This is a genomic window from Cellvibrio sp. BR (assembly GCF_000263355.1).
Lineage (GTDB): Bacteria > Pseudomonadota > Gammaproteobacteria > Pseudomonadales > Cellvibrionaceae > Cellvibrio.
In genome coordinates this window covers 222536-239329 of sequence record NZ_JH668204.1, presented here as the reverse complement: position 1 = coordinate 239329, position 16794 = coordinate 222536, and the positions used below count along the sequence as shown (strand labels likewise).

Here is a 16794-nt window from a genome sequence, read left to right as displayed (position 1 = left end):
GGCAGGAATAGCCTTATGTCTCATAACACTAAAGTTGCATTGGTAACCGGCTCAGCAAAACGCATAGGTGCAGAAATAGCGCGCCATTTGCATGTTGCCAATTTTAATCTGGTGATTCACTACCATCACTCAGCAGCCGATGCGCTAGCACTGGTGGATGAGCTCAATAATATCCGTACAAATTCGGCTGTCGCAGTTAAAGCCGATTTAAATAATCACGAACAACTTATCGCGCTGGCAAAACAGGCAAGCGAGAAATGGCAAGGCATTCATCTGCTGGTCAATAACGCTTCCAGTTTTTATCCCACACCTTTTGGGAAAGCCGGTGGTGATGACTGGGATAATTTGATTGGCTCCAATTTAAAAGCCCCCTATTTTCTCGCCCAGGCACTGGCACCACAACTCACGGCAGCGGCGGGCTGTATTATTAATATTGCCGATATTTATGCCGAAAAGCCGCTGCGCAATCACAGTATCTATTCTATTGCCAAGGCTGGAAATTTAATGCTAACCAAAAGTCTGGCGCAGGAACTTGCGCCGCGCGTGCGTGTAAATGGTATTGCACCAGGCGCCATACTATGGCCAGAACAGGAAAACAAATTATCCGATGAGGATAAAGAAAAAATGCTGTGTAAAATTCCGCTGCAGCAGCGCGGGCAGGCACAGGATATCGCCAAAGCAATTTTATTTTTAGTGAATGACGCGCCCTATGTTACCGGTCAGATACTGGCGGTCGATGGTGGTCGCTCACTCACAATTTAACTCAAAGAAACGCAGGAACGTATAATGATCAGAGCACAATTACTTTTGGCGACTGGTGAGTGGCTGACAGGCGGCGATGAATTGGTGCAACGCTGGCGCGAGAATGTTAATAGTTTTATTTGGGTAGATTTACTGGGTGAGGAAGCGCCCATCGAAAAAAACTTTTTACTGTCTATGGGGTGCCATCCGCTCGCTATCGAAGACGTGCAGCGCTTTCGTCACCCACCAAAAACTGAAACCTTTGACAATTACACGCTCATTTTATATCGCGGCATTACCGAATTTAATAAAGACCTGACCATCCAGCAAATGACTATCGCATTATTTGCAGGTGAACGCTGCCTGATCAGCTGTCATCCGCGCCATTCCATGGGCATTAATCATTATTGGGAAAATGCGCAGACTGAAAATTTATTGGTTAGCCCCGGCTTGTTGGCATCGCGCATTATGCGATTTTCTGTTGGCCGCTACTTGGAAGCAATTCTGGCTTTTGAACCCTCGCTTACTGAACTTGAAGACTCCATGCAGGAAAAGCCCAATGATGAAGTGATGCGTGAACTGATTGCTTACCAAGCGCGCCTGCGCAAACTAAAACGAATTTTTAGCTACCATGAAAAGCTAGTCACTAATTTATTACAAGATATTCCCCAACAACTCATTGAAGAAGATGGCGATATAGAACACGCGCTACAAGATTTATTTGAGCGCTGCGAGCGGCTACATGGTTTGTGTACCATGTACTATGAAATTTGCGGGGATTTAATCAACGGCTATTTATCAATCAGCTCACATCAATTGAATAGCACCATGCGCGTACTCACGGTGATCACGGCAATTTTTGTCCCGCTGACATTTATCGCCGGCATCTACGGCATGAACTTTGAAAATATGCCAGAACTGCGCGAACCCAATGGCTATTTTTATACACTTGGTGCCATGCTGGTAATTGCTGCCGGTTTCGGTGGAATTGCTTATAAGAAATGGCTCTAGGCAAGCATACCTAATGCTGGGTAGAAATTTTTCTGCCTTGCCACTCAAAATCAATTGCCCATAAGGATTGGGAGCTTTGATCATAGGCCTGCCACAACTCACCATAGGTTTTTTGTAGCTGCGGATGACGTATCTGCGGTGCAATTTCAGCCAAAGGCAAAAGCACAAACGCATTTTTGGTGATTTCGGCGCGCGGCAATTCAATTCCACTTTCCACGCCGACAAAATCGCCGTAAGTCAAAATATCGATATCCAAGGTGCGCGGGCTGAATTTCGGGCCGCTACGCTTGCGGCCATTCTCATCTTCAATTCGTTTCAATACATCAGATAGTTCGGCAATCCCGAAGCGAGTCTGCGCGCCCACTACAAGGTTAAAAAAATTACGCCCATCAAAGCCAATGGATTTACTTTCATAGACTGATGATATTGTTAAGTCACCCAACAAATTTGCCAACGCATCCAGTGCCGACTTAATGTGTTTGTAGCGCTCAACATTACTGCCCAAGCTTAAATAAATTGCCGTCATTGCGGGCGCTCTCCCGGTTTTTCCCCGCGTTCAATAATCAGCCCAACATCGCGCGCACCACGCACCGCTCCGGGTTTACTTAAACGCAAACGCAGCCAGGGCACATCAAACTCGCTGCGAATCACCTGCGCAATTTCTTCTGCCAGCGTTTCCACCAACAGTGCATTACGGTTTTCCACGTAGGCGATTAATCGCTTGGAAACCGCTTTGTAATTGAGCGCAAATTGAATGTCATCGGTAGCGGCAGCCTTGCGAATATCGCTCGCCATTTCCAAATCGATACTCACGGTCTGGCGCACTTCGCGCTCCCAATCGTAAATCCCGATAATAGTGTCGATACGTAAATCGCGAATGTAGACAATATCCATAAATAATTCTTTTAAAGAGGAGAGAGAGTATTAAGCGGCCAGCGCGCTTTTACATTAATTGCCAAACCTTCTTGCTGCCCGGCGAGCAGACGTTGACAGCCTGCATAGGCGATCATGGCACCGTTATCGGTACAGAATTCATGACGCGCGTAAAATACTTTTGCGCCTATGCGGGCGAGCTGGGCTTCCAAATCGGCGCGCAACTTTTTATTGGCTGAAACGCCACCAGCAATCACCAGTGTTTTCATTCCCGCCTGCTCCAACGCGCGCTTGCATTTAATCACCAGCGTATCCACCACGGCCGCCTGAAAGGCGTTGGCAATATCGGCACAGGTTTGATCATCCGGCAAGCCATTTGCCTGAGCATGGGCATTTACCGTCGTGAGTGTGGCAGTTTTTAAGCCGCTAAAGCTGAAATCCAAACCGGGACGGTCAACCATCGGGCGAGGAAATTTGAAGCGACCTTCACTCCCCTGCTCCGCCAACGCGGCCACTTGCGGGCCGCCGGGATAATCCAGATCCAGCATTTTGGCAGCCTTATCAAATGCCTCACCGGCAGCATCGTCGATGGACTCCCCCAACAATTCATACGCGCCCAAAGCATCCACTTTGACCAACTGGGTATGCCCGCCAGAAACCAGCAAGGCCACAAAAGGATAGGCGGGCGGATTAGCTTCCAACATAGGCGCCAATAAATGCCCCTCCATGTGGTGCACGCCAATCGCCGGTACGTTCCAGGCATAAGCCAATGCTCGCCCCATAGAGGCTCCGACCATCAAGGCCCCTACCAAACCGGGACCAGAGGTGTAAGCAATGCCGTCGATATCAGCAGGCGAGGAGCCACTGGCACTCAAGACTTCATTAATCAGAGGCAATAATTTGCGCACATGGTCGCGCGATGCCAATTCAGGCACCACACCGCCATATTCCGCATGGAGCGCAATCTGACTGTAAAGCCGGTGCGCCAGCAGGCCGCGCTCACTGTCGTAGACAGCCACGCCCGTTTCATCACAAGATGTCTCCAAACCCAGTACACGCATACAAAGAACCTCACCCGACCCACATGCCGGACAGCAACCCGAAAAACAGGGCGCCATGATAAAGGCTGGACTCACGAAAACCCAGCACCAGTGAAGCGCCCAAGGTTGCGACCGCCATAATAAGTGTATAGAATCCGCACCCCTCGGATACTTCGCGGTGTTTACACGCCTGTAGCTATCCTCAAGACATCATTTTTAAGCACTCTTTTAAAGGTAACAGCATGCCTTCAGTAAAAATTAAAGAAAACGAACCCTTTGATGTAGCTCTGCGTCGCTTCAAGCGCGCGTGTGAAAAAGCAGGTATTTTGGCTGATGTTCGCGCTCGCGAATGCTACGAAAAGCCAACCACTATTCGTAAACGTGATGCTGCTGCCGCTGTTAAGCGTCACGCTAAAAAGGTTCAACGCGAATCTAAAAAGTTTACCCGTCTGTACTAAGTTGTTAGCTGCCACTCACATTCGGCAGCCATAGTCTTAGTTTGACCGGTTCCGCTCGTTAGTCTTGTTTGCATCTGTCATCTAACGAGTTGTGCGTTCCACTCCTGTATTACTGACCAAACGGTGAGTCATGAGTCAACCAACGCTAAAAGACCGCATAAATGATGCCTTGAAAACCGCGATGCGCGCTAAAGAAAAAGAGCGCGTCGCGGTTTTGCGTCTTGTGATGTCTGAATTCAAACGCATTGAAGTCGATGAACGTATCGACGTTGATGACACTCGCGCCCTCGCCCTGCTCGATAAAATGGTCAAGCAGCGCCGTGATTCTGAACAGCAATACCTTGCCGCTGGCCGCAGCGAACTGGCCGCCCAAGAAGCTTACGAAATCAGCGAGATCCAAGCTTGGCTCCCCGCCGCACTGAGTGCAGCCGAGCTGGAAGCTATTGTCACCCAGGCGATTGCCGATGCAGGCGTCACCGAAATGCGCGACATGGGCAAAGCAATGGCGCTGATCAAACCCCAGGTACAAGGCCGCGCCGATATGGGCGAGGTGAGCAAACTGCTCAAAGCCAAACTGAGCAACTGATCGCCACCAGCCCATCTGACTGCAACAACAGCCCAGGCACTATTTCATAAGCTCATAAGCGACGCACCTCATGGCCGGTTTAATCCCCCAGAGCTTTATCGATGACATGCTCGACCGCCTCGATATAGTCGATGTGGTCGATAGTCGCGTCAAACTCCGCAAAACCGGCAAAAACTTCAGCGCCTGCTGCCCGTTCCACGACGAAAAGACCCCCTCCTTTACCGTAAGCCCGGAAAAGCAGTTCTATTATTGCTTTGGCTGTGGCGCGAGCGGCAATGCACTGGGGTTTGTGATGGATTACGAGCGGCTCAGCTTCCCCGAAGCAGTTGAATCCCTTGCTCGCCTGACCGGACTGGAAGTACCGCGCGAAGTCCAGACCGAAGCGCAAGCCAAACGCGAACAGGAAAAACGCAGCATTTATACATTGCTGGAAAAGGCAGACGAATTCTACCAGCAGCAGCTGCGCCATCACCCCAGCAAACTTCAGGCAGTTAACTACCTCAAAAATCGCGGTCTGGATGGCAAAACCGCCAAAGCCTATGGTGTAGGTTTCGCTCCTCCCGGCTGGGACAACCTGCTCAAGGCCCTTGGTCAAAACGACGAAGACAAACACCTGCTGATTGAAGGCGGCATGCTGATTCATCAGGAACAGGAAAAGAAACTCTACGATCGTTTTCGCCACCGCATTATGTTCCCCATCCGCGATACCCGTGGGCGGGTGATCGGTTTTGGCGGGCGGGTACTGGGCGATGACAAGCCCAAATACCTGAACTCCCCCGAAACACCGGTGTTCCATAAAGGGCAAGAATTGTATGGTCTTTACGAGGCGCGTCTGGCTTACCGCGAACTGCCGCGCTTGCTGGTGGTAGAGGGTTATATGGATGTGGTCAGCCTCGCCCAGTTTGGCATAGGTTACGGTGTTGCCACCCTCGGCACTGCCTGCGGACCGGATCATCTCGATCGCGCGTTTAAATACACCAACGAAGTCGTATTTTGTTTTGATGGCGACAAGGCTGGCCGCAGCGCGGCTCATCGCGCTCTGGAAGCCTCCATCGATACGATGATTGATGGGCGCACGGTAAAATTCCTGTTTCTGCCCGAAGGCGAAGACCCGGACACACTCGTGCGCCAAATCGGCCCGGAGAAATTCGAACGCATGATTGAACTGGCGGTGCCCTTTGAGGACTATTTATTCGACGCGGTTGCGGAAGGCATCAATATCCGCACTATGGAAGGCCGCGCCACATTTAGCAAACGTGCGGCACCACTACTGGATCGTCTCCCCAAAGGCGTTTTCCGCGAATTGATGTTTGAAAGCCTCGCCACCCGCACAGGGCTTAATCGCAACATCCTGCAAGAACTGATTCAGGAACAGCAACAAAAAGGCGAGATGCAACCGCTATTTAGCGCACCACCTGCACCACAGAAACAGGAAGAAAGCACCCCACACCTTGCAATACCTAAAAGAATGGAGCCGGCGTGGGACCACCTACCACCAGCACCATCAGAATACCCGGACGCAGAATATGGCGACTTCCCTCAGGAACTGCCACCAGCGGATTATCACGAATTCTACGAAGAGCCACGCCTGCGACGCGAGCCGGGTAACAAGCCGTATCAGCCTGATTTGCAAAGTCGCGCAAGCAGCAAGTACCTGATGCCCCCCGTCCGCAAAGCCTTGGCGCTACTGCTTACCCATCCAACCCTCGCCAGCCTGGAACCCAATCACGATGAATGGCTAGCGCAGGACGATGATCTGGACTGTCAAATGCTCGGGCGGCTCTTGAAAGTGCTTCATGAACGCCCACATTACAACCTGTCACATCTGATTGGCTATTGGCGGGGCATTTATGGCGCTGAAAACACAGAGCGATTAGCCGCCGTTGCTGGCCATGATTTGTTGCAAGCTGCTAATGCCATATCGCAAACACGGCAAGACAAACCTGCTAAAGCCGACTATGACACCGAAGCCGCATTCACCCATGCGATGCAAAAGCTGCGACTCCAGCAAACACAAAAAAAAGCAGATGAATCCTTGGCTAAGTTGAAAAACACCAACTTTAATCAACTCAGCAAAGAGGAAAGAGAGGCGCTTGTGCGCGCTGCTCTGGATAAAAAGTTGCAACACTGAGCACAAAAGCCGGTCAAAGGTCGGCAAATTGACCCAAAACAGTCCGAAGAACAGGGCCTCAATCATATGTCGCCTAGAATCCACACACGCAAGTGGAGTATAATTTCGGGCTTTGCATTTCACTCATCAGGTTTTAAATAGGGTTTCGAATGTCTGAAGACGTCCAACAGCAACAGTCCCGTATTAAAGAACTGATCGCCCGCGGTAAAGAGCAGGGTTATTTGACCTATGCCGAGGTAAACGATCACCTGCCGGAGGACATCTCTGATCCGGATCAGGTCGAAGACATCATTCAGATGATCAACGACATGGGTATCCGCGTGTACGAAACTGCACCCGACGCCGATACCCTGTTAATGACCGATGGTGACTCCGCCGCCGACGAGATAGCCGCCGCCGAAGCTGCTGCCGCTCTGGTTGCCGTGGAGACCGAAACCGGTCGCACCACCGATCCAGTGCGTATGTATATGCGCGAGATGGGCACTGTAGAGCTGCTCACCCGCGAAGGCGAAATTGTTATCGCCAAACGTATTGAAGAAGGCGTGCGTGAGTTAATGCACGCCATCGCTTACTGGCCCGGCGCCGTGCAACAAGTGTTGGACGAATACGCATTGGTTGCCAAAGAGGAGCGCCGCCTGGCCGACGTAATCATCGGCTGGCTGGATCCGGTAGAGGATATCCCCGCTGCCCTCGCCGAGGTAGAAGAAATACCTGTTGCTGCTGCAGGAGCCAAACCCGCCGCAGACGACGAAGAGGAGGAGACAGCAACCGAAGATGAAGAGGAAGCCGTTTCAGGTGTAGACCCAGAAGAGGCACGTGCCCGCTTTGAAGAGCTGCAAAAACAGCACGACAAAACCACCAAGGCACTCGCCAAATATGGCTATGGCAGTAAACAAGCTGAAAAAGAACTGTCCGCACTGGGTGACCTGTTCAAATTCTTCAAACTTCCTGCGCGCCAATTTGAGCCTATTTATAGCAAGGCACGTGTAGCGCTGGATAGCGTGCGCAAACACGAGCGCCACATTATGGATCTGTGTACACGCAGAGCACAAATGCAGCGCAAAACCTTTATCAAAGAATTCCCCGGCAATGAAACCAACGAAGCTTGGCTACCCGACTTTTTGAAAGGCAAAGTCGAAGCGCCTGAGAAACTTGAGCGCGTACTGCCTGATGTGCAATCAGCACAACAGCAGTTGGCACAAATCGAAGCCGAGAGCGGCCTCAGTCTCGCCAGTATCAAAGACATCAACCGTCGCATGTCAATTGGTGAAGCGCGTGCTCGTCGCGCCAAAAAAGAAATGGTGGAAGCTAACCTGCGCCTGGTTATTTCTATCGCGAAAAAGTACACCAACCGCGGCCTGCAATTCCTCGATTTGATTCAGGAAGGCAATATTGGCCTGATGAAAGCAGTGGATAAATTTGAATACCGTCGCGGTTACAAATTCTCTACTTACGCTACCTGGTGGATTCGCCAGGCGATTACCCGTTCTATCGCGGATCAGGCGCGCACCATCCGTATTCCGGTGCACATGATTGAGACCATCAACAAACTCAACCGTGTATCGCGCCAAATGCTGCAGGAAATGGGCCGCGAACCAACGCCGGAAGAACTCGGCGAGCGCATGGAAATGCCCGAAGACAAAGTACGCAAAGTACTGAAAATCGCCAAAGAGCCAATCTCCATGGAAACGCCAATCGGCGACGATGAAGATTCGCATCTGGGCGATTTCATCGAAGACACCACCATTATTTCTCCAGTGGAGTCAGCGACAATGGAAGGCTTGATGGAAGCCACCCGTGAAGTATTAGCGGGCCTGACCGCACGCGAAGCCAAAGTACTGCGTATGCGTTTTGGTATCGACATGCACACCGACCACACCTTGGAAGAAGTGGGCAAACAATTTGATGTAACGCGCGAGCGTATCCGTCAAATCGAAGCCAAAGCGCTACGCAAACTGCGCCACCCTTCACGTTCCGACCACCTGCGCAGCTTCCTGGACGATTAATTGTCTAAATGCTGCACAAAATAAAACCCGCCTCGGCGGGTTTTATTTTTTAGGCAATACAATAAGTTACGAACTATAGCCACACGCAAAACTTGTCTCTATAATGCGCTTCCCTGCCGTCTGGCAGTTATGCAATTCCTCTTTGGGGCCTATAGCTCAGTTGGTTAGAGCATCCGACTCATAATCGGCAGGTCGCTGGTTCAAGTCCAGCTGGGCCCACCATTTCTGGTGAGCATCTATATGTTGATGCTCTTGCCACGTTAAATCTGGTAATCAGTTAGATACCTTGCCAGAGGCTCGCTAGCCAAATTGGCAGCGCCTAAATCAACTCAACTCTCCCACACACTCTACTCACCTCAATACCCCCAAACTTAACCCGACTCGGCCTCCATTTAAAAAAACGCTTCCGAAGTGCTGTGCACAGGCTCCCGATTCGCGCACCTATGCACGACTCCTTGCTCTGAGCACGCCACTAAATCGCAACCAGCTTTTCCCGAGGTCACGACTATACTGAGACCAAAGAAAGGAGATATAGCGAATGTCAGTGCCGGGTAGCCTTCCATTAATTCTGGGTGAAGTGATTTTTTTGCTGCTGGTGTGCTGCACTTTTTTAATCTTTATAACAATAAGACTAAAAAAAGAACGCGACACTCTTGAAGAGGAATATAAAGAGTTACGCAAAAGAACACGACATATCCTTAGCGAACTTAATTTTGCTGATAACAACACTATTCCAGAAAAATTGCATGGCGATACTGTAGGTATTTTCCTGCATAGCATCGCGCAATATTCTATTGAGCGATTCAAAAAAATAGTTCCTGGCGGCATACCTACCTTGTCGCCTGACACCCCATTTAGCGCCAAAATTGCAGCACTGCGCTACTTGGTGGCGATGGCCGAGGCGGAAAATCGCACCAAACAAAATAGCCCGGAAAACTGGTTGGTCCTGGAAAAAAAACTGGCAGACATAGTGCGCTGGGTGCGCAACATGCCAAAACAGCAAAACCTCAGTGGCGGCCGCATTAAACAACTGCAGGAAAAAATTGATAGTTTAAAAAAACAAGAGGTAGAAAACTCCCGCCTGAAACGCCAATTGACACTGGCGCGACAAAAAAGTGAATCGCTAACCGAGCAAAATAAAAACCAGCGCGATAGCATTCGCAAGCTACAAACCATGATCAATGCGTTTCAGCGTGCATTCCCTACTAGCAGTATCGCGGCCACATTGGATTCCGATGAGAAAGAAAGCTCTGCCTATCAGCGCCACGAACGGGCAACACACGCCTACGAAGGAAGTATTTTTCAAATAGCAAACATCAACGATATCAGCCAAAGAAAGCAGGGATTACTGAATCAACTAACAGACAATCTGAATAATTCGTTTACTCACATGGAGAGAGGAGAAAAAGAAAAATTTGAGGAAAAAGTTAAAGCCCTCGAAATTGACATACTCAAATCTGATCACCACATCACTAATTTACAAAAAGAACTGAAAAGTGCGCGCGACAACATCCAACAGTTCAAACAAATGGAACAAGATGCAGCCCTTTACCCCACTACCCATAAGGAAATAACCGATCATTCCAGCCCTGATCAACCCGGCGCTGAACTATCCAGCACTGAAACAGGCAGTGAAGATGAGGTGCTCTCTTGGGTAGAGGATGGTGGGCCGCAGCGCTCCCTAGAGGAAATTGAAAAACTGCGCAGCAATAATCAAAATCAACGCAAGTTAATTCTGGAACTCAATTCAGAAATTAGTTTGCTGCGTGAGTCCATGCTGAACACAGAGGATGAAACCTTAAAAGCCGAGAAAGGGCAGGAAATTGTAAAACTGGAACGACTGGTCAAAGAGTGTGAGTACTGCATAGAAACACTTGAGAGTGAAGTGGAATTATTGCGCGACCAGATGACCGATGAGCATGAAAAACTGCAGCACCCGGATATTGAACGACTCAATCGCGATATTGAGCACATGTCGTCCCAACTGCATCAAACCATCGAGCAATATTCACAGGCCAGCATAGTGAATAAATTTGCCACCCAATTGCTGGACTGCAACAACATCGAATCCATCGCGCAATTATTGGCCTCAACATTAAAATCCATGAATATTGCTTATGGTTTCTATTTGGATAGTGAACTGGACAAAATCGAACACTACTCGGATGGAAAAACCTCGCCGCAAGAACAAAAGTCTTTAAAGATCCAGGATAGCAATAGCGCGATTGGCTACACCAATGAAGGCATACTGTTTTTTCGCCCGCATGTCCGCGTGATTATCCGCAACCCACCGGATGAAGATGAAGCACAAGCCTTGATGGAGACAACACTGGATACGCTAGTGCAGTTACTCAACTCAACGATTGGTCATTTGGATTCGCAGATAAAATTATCCAGACACGATTCTGCAATGAGTTCTGCGCTACACAAAATCAGTTCTACCCTTGCGCAGATCAAGGTCAGGCATCACGCTCAATCCAACGATGCCAAAGGCATTATTATTGATTTTACGCGCGAAGTAGAAGCCTCGGTTAAACTCATGAATCCATCGCCTGCGGTCAAATCCGTATTTGATAATGCCATCAGCGAGTGTTATCAACGCATGGATTTAATGCTGAGCGAAAGCAAAACAATTGATAAATACACCCAGGATATTATTGCGTTGCTGGAGAAAAAATAATTGCGCCATTGAGAAAGTTCGATAGCTATGAGGACTTCAAACTCTGCAGCAGGCGATCTACGATTAGTTGATGCTCGCGTTCAAGCATTTTATGTTCGTGAATATCCACCGTGCCGCCGTACCATTTGGTGATAATACCCTGCTCGTTGCGCACAGGCTGGGCGCGGGTTAAATGCCAGCGATATTCGCCATCCTTCCGGCGAATTCTAAATTCAATAACATAATCCATACCGGTATCAACCGACTCACTCCAGTAAGCCTCGGCGCGATCATAATCATCCGGATGCAAAATACTTAACCAGCGACCGGGCTGTACTAACTCCTCTACGGCAAGCCCACTGTAATCACTGAGCGCTCGGTTGACATAATCCACCACCCCATTGGCTTGCGCACTCCACACAGCAATTGGCATAGCATCGGCGAGGTTGGAAAATTTTTCATGGCTGAGCTTAATTAAATTTTCTACTTGTTTGCGCTGGCTAATATCCTGAATAGCGCCTTGTATACGAATAACTTTATCTTGCTGATCGCGCAGTGCCGTTCCCATAATTCGTACCCATAACACCTCGTTGTCACTGGTTAGTAGCTGCACCTCATCATCAAATGCGATGCCTTGCTCCATGCAATCGCGCACCAATTTGCGCACATGTTCGCGATAATCCGGATGATAAAAATTAAGTGCTTCTTCAACGCTGGGATGATAGCCGGGCGGCAGGTGATGCATGTTCGCCACTTCATCTGTCCAGCTCACCTGCTCCTCAGGCACAGTGACTGTCCAGCCACCCAAGTGACCAACTTGGCTCGCGATTCGCAATAAATGGTGCTGCTCTGACAAGCGCTGCTGGGTAGCCATTAATTTTTCTGTCGCGCTATTCAAACGCTGCACATTAATTAGCAACCACAGCGATAACCCGGTGGTAAATACAATTAATAAAATCGATAACACGCGATTGGCAAATACAGTGTTTATTGTCGGGATATCTGGCGCGTCGGGCGACATTAGCATCCCGATCAAGGTGAATAAAATTGCACATAAAGCAACACCCAACACGAGTGCCCTGCTACCGCTAACCAGCGCCAATAAAATAAGCGGGCTGTACAACATGCCGTGGCCAAACCCCAAAGGCGTAAACCAATCGGTAATAAAAACAGCGACCAAACCCACAACACTTGCCCAGCCACACAAGGTGCGCGACACAAATGGGAATGGTGAAAATGGGTCTGTCATAGTGAACCTCGCACACGCGCTTAATCCATCATTGCCGCAGGATAAAACCAACCCGCTGGCACCAGGCTCGCAATTGTCTCGTCAATTATCAAGGCTGAGCTAAACTCCTACTTTATGCTAGCTATTTATTGCGCATCTAACGAAAAAAATTGCAAGGCAAGTAACCTATGGGCGAACTCAAGTACTCCCCTCCCGGATCGACTCACTCCCGCCTGTGGGTGTGGGTATTGTCCTCCAGCTCCTTGTTTTTATGCATGCTACTTGCTGCATTTCACGTCTATCACAGGCAGCAAATTAAACTGTCACACAAGTTTTCAAACACTGCACCTATGCCCGGCGATAGCGATTTATCCTTTTATATGGCGCTGATTGTGGTATTTGCCTTGTTGGTTATCATTTTTGTCATGACATGGCTGTTTGAATTATCGCGTGTGCGCAATGGAAGGTCACTCGCAGAGCGCGAAACATATTTCAGGGAATTAGCTGAAACGATTAGTGAAGTGTTTTGGTTAACCGATGTAGAGAAAAACAAAATGCTCTACATTTCTCCCGGCTATGAACGTATTTGGGGGCGCCCATGCGATTCACTGTACGACAACCCGGCGACATGGCTGGACCCCATTCACCCTGAAGATAGAGCAGGATTATTACAGGCACTGTCCGATCAAGCGCGCGGAAATTATCACCGCGAATATCGCATTATTCGCCCTGATGGCAATATTCGCTGGATAGAAGACCGGGCTTTTCCCATTCGCGATGAACAAGGCAAGGTCTATCGCATCGCCGGCCTCGCCACAGATATTACCCACCGCAAACACATTGAGCAGCGCTTGCGCCAACAAGAAAGCCAACTGCGCCAGGCTGCACGCATTGCCCGCCTTGGCAGCTGGTCTTTGGATGTTCGCACCAATAAAGTTAGTTTGGATGATGAGGTGTGTAAAATTTTGGAGCTGCCACCCCACTCCACCATGCCGCTCCTGAAAGGTCTGGACATGTACCCGCCGCGCTGGCGTAAAGTGATTGTAGAGGCAATCAATCGCTGCCTTGATGCTGGTATTCCTTACGATGAAGAATTGCAAATTATCACTGCTGGTGGGCGCTATTTATGGATACGCACTCAGGGCGAAGCCATGCGCGATCAGCAGGGAAAAATAATTCGTCTTGAAGGATCCTTTCAAGATATCACCGAACAAAAACATGCCGCCACCTTGCTCGCCCAAGGCGGTCAGCGCTTACAACAACTTGCCAATGCACTGCCTATTATTATTTGGTCGGCAACATCCGACGGTACGATTGATTATGTTAACAATCGCTTCAGCGAATACACCGGAGTTGATCAGGCGCGTATAACCAATCAGAGTGACTGGCTGCAAGTCGTTCATCATGACGATCAATTACTCGCGGGCAATGCATGGCAAAACGCCACCCGGCATAATGATCTCTATCTCACGGAGTTCAGGTTGCGCCAGGCAGATGGAATATATCGCTGGCACCTTGCCAGAGCGGTTCCTGTGTTTAATGCACAGCATGAAGTGGTGCGCTGGTACGGCAGCGCCATTGACATTCACGACACCAAAACCAATGAAGAAAGAGCACAGACGCTTGCTGACCGACTGTCGGTCACGCTGGAAAGTATTACCGACGCATTTATCACTATGGATACCGACTGGAATTTTACTTATATCAATCAGGAAGCTGAGCAGCTTTTGCACCGCACTCGCTCAGAGCTGTTGGGCAAAACTATGTGGCGAGAATTTCCACAAACACTCAATAGTGATTTTGAATTTCACTATAAAAAAGCCGTAGCCACGGGCGAGAAAACTACCTTTGAAGCATTTTATGCGCCGCTCGGGCGATGGTTCATTGTAAATGCCTACCCCTCCTCCGAAGGGCTTGCTGTCTATTTTCAGGATATAACCTCGCGGCGCGAAAACGAACAGCAATTGCGCCTGATGGAAGCCTGTATCGCGCACATGAACGACATGGTCATTATTACCAATGCCGCGCAAAATGAAAAAGCAGGGCCAGAAATTTTATTTGTAAACCCGGCATTCGAAAAATTAATGGGCTATAGCCTAAATGAAGTGATGCACAAAAACCCACGCTTTCTGCGCGGCAATAACGCCCAGCAAAGTGAATTGGATAAAGTCCGCCATGCGTTAAAAAATTATCACGCGGTGCGCGCCGAATTAACAAACAGCACCAAGTCCGGCGTGCAAGTAGAAGTTGAAATGGACTTGGTACCCATTGCCGATAGCCAGGGCACCTTCACCCATTGGATTGCGGTTGAGCGCAATATTACCGAGCGCAAACGTATTGCTGAACTGGAACAAGCCCACCAATTGGCGGAACTGGCCAGCAAAGCAAAATCCAATTTCCTGGCCACCATGAGCCATGAGATACGCACGCCCATAAATGGTGTTATCGGCATGGTCGATGTTTTACAACAAACCCAGCTGCGCGCTTATCAAACCGAAATGGTGGATATTATTCGCGACTCCGCTATGTCGCTGCTCAATATCATTGAAGACATTCTGGATTTTTCCAAAATAGAAGCTGGCCGTCTTGAATTGGAATCACTGCCCTTTTCACCCGGCACCACAATCAAAAAAATAGTGCAGCTCATGGAGCCAGCCGCCGCTTATTCCAACGTAAAACTCAGTATTAATACCGACAATAATTTACCCGAGCTACTGCGCGGTGATGAACAGCGTCTCAGGCAAATTCTGCTCAACTTAATTAGCAATGCGATTAAATTTTCCAGCAAACGAAAACCACAAGGTATGGTTAACATCAGCATCCAACTTATTGAAAAAACACTAACTGACGCAGAATTTGAAATAGCAGTAAAAGATAATGGGATTGGATTAAACAAAGAAAGCCAGGCGCGATTATTTAAACCTTTTGTGCAGGCAGATGCCTCTACGAATCGCCATTTTGGGGGTACGGGCCTTGGCCTGAGCATTACTCACGGTTTGATCCAACTAATGCACGGCAGTGTACGCCTGCTAAGCGAGCCGGATCAGGGCGCTGAATTTATTGTACGTTTGCGCTTGCCCATAGAAAATAATGCGCAGGCGGCGCTATCGCTTAAAACACCCGAGACAATACCAGAACAAGGAGTTGCCCCGCGCGATAAAACAAATCCGATACTGGTAGTGGAGGACAACTCTACCAATCAAAAAGTTATTGTCTATCAACTGGAATTACTTGGCTACCACACAGACATAGCGTCCAATGGCGCAGAAGCATTAGAAAAATGGCGCACCAAAGCTTACGCATTAATTTTGACGGATCTGCATATGCCTGAACTGGATGGCTATGAATTAGTAACCAAAATTCGCGCTGAAGAAGCCCTACAAAATAACCGCATTCCAATTATTGCACTAACCGCGAATGCCCTGCGCGGCGAAGCGGAACGTTGCCTTGCACAGGGCATGGATGACTACCTGACCAAACCCATTACCCTCAATGCGCTTTCCAGGAGCTTGGCAAAATGCCTGCATAGCGACACGCAAGTTTTAGATGTGGGCACTAATACAGAAAGCCAACAACCGGCGGATGGGATTATAAACCTGCAAATTCTGGCAAACTTAATTGGTGATGACCCAACAATACTCAACGAATTCCTGCGAGACTTTTTAACCAGCGCAACGCAACTCGCGCAGAAGATCAATGCCGCTTACGCACAACAAAACTGGCTACAGCTCAGCACCCATGCCCACACCTTAAAATCATCCGCGCGCACCGTAGGTGCATTAACCCTGGGCGATATTTGCAACACGATTGAACATCACGCAAAACAACAAACAGGAGATTCACTCGCACAAGCATTTGAATTATTTACCCCTGAGTTTGAGGCGGTGGTTGCGTTTTTAACGCAACACCTGGCTGCGAATAACAACGCTCAAGCTGCTGATTAATTTTTTGTGGATACCTGCGTTCGCAGGTATGACGGAGAGAGTATTTACCGCGGGCGTGACGGAATGAGTATTTACTGCGGACATAACAAGCAGGACATTTTTTGCTGCTATGAAGAA

At 49.0% G+C, this 16794-nt stretch carries 12 protein-coding genes and 1 tRNA gene; 9 read left to right on the top strand and 4 right to left on the bottom strand.

What is annotated here, in order from left to right; all coding sequences use genetic code 11:
- The first annotated feature begins 15 nt into the window (after window positions 1-15).
- Window positions 16-762 carry a pteridine reductase gene (locus tag O59_RS16885; RefSeq protein ID WP_007644764.1) on the top strand — a complete coding sequence of 249 codons (747 nt, stop codon included), beginning with the start codon at window positions 16-18 and terminating at the stop codon, window positions 760-762.
- Between the two features lie 24 nt (window positions 763-786).
- The gene (locus tag O59_RS16880) at window positions 787-1752 is read left to right on the top strand and encodes a magnesium transporter CorA family protein (RefSeq protein WP_007644763.1); all 966 of its coding nucleotides are present in this window, start codon (window positions 787-789) and stop codon (window positions 1750-1752) included.
- Between the two features lie 10 nt (window positions 1753-1762).
- Here the strand turns inward: O59_RS16880 and folK are convergent, their stop codons facing one another.
- The 3 genes from folK to tsaD are packed head-to-tail and all read right to left on the bottom strand — an operon-like array spanning window position 1763 to window position 3686.
- Window positions 1763-2278 carry a 2-amino-4-hydroxy-6-hydroxymethyldihydropteridine diphosphokinase gene (gene folK / locus O59_RS16875; protein WP_007644762.1) on the bottom strand — a complete coding sequence of 172 codons (516 nt, stop codon included), beginning with the start codon at window positions 2276-2278 and terminating at the stop codon, window positions 1763-1765.
- Window positions 2275-2646, bottom strand: coding sequence for a dihydroneopterin aldolase (gene folB / locus O59_RS16870; protein ID WP_007644761.1), 372 nt, complete (start codon window positions 2644-2646; stop codon window positions 2275-2277). Before folB ends, folK begins: the two co-directional genes overlap by 4 nt.
- Window positions 2647-2657: 11 nt before the next feature.
- Window positions 2658-3686, bottom strand: a complete 1029-nt coding sequence (gene tsaD, locus O59_RS16865; protein ID WP_007644760.1) for a tRNA (adenosine(37)-N6)-threonylcarbamoyltransferase complex transferase subunit TsaD — start codon at window positions 3684-3686, stop codon at window positions 2658-2660.
- A 221-nt stretch (window positions 3687-3907) separates the two neighbouring features.
- On the opposite strand from tsaD, the gene rpsU reads away from it, so the two are divergent.
- The 6 genes from rpsU (at window position 3908) to O59_RS16835 (ending at window position 11526) form a co-directional block, all read left to right on the top strand.
- On the top strand, window positions 3908-4123 hold the full coding sequence (rpsU, locus tag O59_RS16860; RefSeq protein ID WP_007644759.1) for a 30S ribosomal protein S21: 216 nt from the start codon (window positions 3908-3910) through the stop codon (window positions 4121-4123).
- Between the two features lie 130 nt (window positions 4124-4253).
- A complete protein-coding gene (locus O59_RS16855; protein ID WP_007644758.1) occupies window positions 4254-4709 on the top strand; it encodes a GatB/YqeY domain-containing protein in 456 nt (151 codons plus the stop codon).
- A gap of 70 nt (window positions 4710-4779) precedes the next feature.
- On the top strand, window positions 4780-6840 hold the full coding sequence (gene dnaG, locus O59_RS16850; protein WP_007644757.1) for a DNA primase: 2061 nt from the start codon (window positions 4780-4782) through the stop codon (window positions 6838-6840).
- 149 nt (window positions 6841-6989) lie between these two features.
- Window positions 6990-8846, top strand: a complete 1857-nt coding sequence (gene rpoD / locus O59_RS16845) for an RNA polymerase sigma factor RpoD (protein ID WP_007644756.1) — start codon at window positions 6990-6992, stop codon at window positions 8844-8846.
- 145 nt (window positions 8847-8991) lie between these two features.
- A tRNA-Ile gene (locus tag O59_RS16840) sits at window positions 8992-9068 on the top strand.
- 316 nt (window positions 9069-9384) lie between these two features.
- The gene (locus O59_RS16835; protein ID WP_007644755.1) at window positions 9385-11526 is read left to right on the top strand and encodes a hypothetical protein; all 2142 of its coding nucleotides are present in this window, start codon (window positions 9385-9387) and stop codon (window positions 11524-11526) included.
- A 25-nt stretch (window positions 11527-11551) separates the two neighbouring features.
- Here O59_RS16835 and O59_RS16830 read toward each other — a convergent pair whose 3' ends face one another.
- Entirely contained in the window at window positions 11552-12754 is a 1203-nt protein-coding gene (locus O59_RS16830; RefSeq protein ID WP_007644754.1) for a PAS domain-containing protein, read from the bottom strand.
- 167 nt (window positions 12755-12921) lie between these two features.
- Here O59_RS16830 and O59_RS16825 point away from each other — a divergent pair, with 167 nt between their 5' ends.
- Entirely contained in the window at window positions 12922-16677 is a 3756-nt protein-coding gene (locus O59_RS16825; protein ID WP_040393217.1) for a PAS domain S-box protein, read from the top strand.
- The last annotated feature ends 117 nt before the right edge of the window (window positions 16678-16794 follow it).

Bases quoted from the DNA above. Each gene is read 5' to 3' on its own strand.
- folK (WP_007644762.1), bottom strand. From the start codon at position 2,278: ATGACGGCAATTTATTTAAGCTTGGGCAGTAATGTTGAGCGCTACAAA.
- rpsU (WP_007644759.1), top strand. From the start codon at position 3,908: ATGCCTTCAGTAAAAATTAAAGAAAACGAACCCTTTGATGTAGCTCTG.
- O59_RS16880 (WP_007644763.1), top strand. From the start codon at position 787: ATGATCAGAGCACAATTACTTTTGGCGACTGGTGAGTGGCTGACAGGC.
- O59_RS16830 (WP_007644754.1), bottom strand. From the start codon at position 12,754: ATGACAGACCCATTTTCACCATTCCCATTTGTGTCGCGCACCTTGTGT.
- O59_RS16825 (WP_040393217.1), top strand. From the start codon at position 12,922: ATGGGCGAACTCAAGTACTCCCCTCCCGGATCGACTCACTCCCGCCTG.
- folB (WP_007644761.1), bottom strand. From the start codon at position 2,646: ATGGATATTGTCTACATTCGCGATTTACGTATCGACACTATTATCGGG.
- O59_RS16855 (WP_007644758.1), top strand. From the start codon at position 4,254: ATGAGTCAACCAACGCTAAAAGACCGCATAAATGATGCCTTGAAAACC.
- rpoD (WP_007644756.1), top strand. From the start codon at position 6,990: ATGTCTGAAGACGTCCAACAGCAACAGTCCCGTATTAAAGAACTGATC.
- O59_RS16885 (WP_007644764.1), top strand. From the start codon at position 16: ATGTCTCATAACACTAAAGTTGCATTGGTAACCGGCTCAGCAAAACGC.
- dnaG (WP_007644757.1), top strand. From the start codon at position 4,780: ATGGCCGGTTTAATCCCCCAGAGCTTTATCGATGACATGCTCGACCGC.
- O59_RS16835 (WP_007644755.1), top strand. From the start codon at position 9,385: ATGTCAGTGCCGGGTAGCCTTCCATTAATTCTGGGTGAAGTGATTTTT.
- tsaD (WP_007644760.1), bottom strand. From the start codon at position 3,686: ATGCGTGTACTGGGTTTGGAGACATCTTGTGATGAAACGGGCGTGGCT.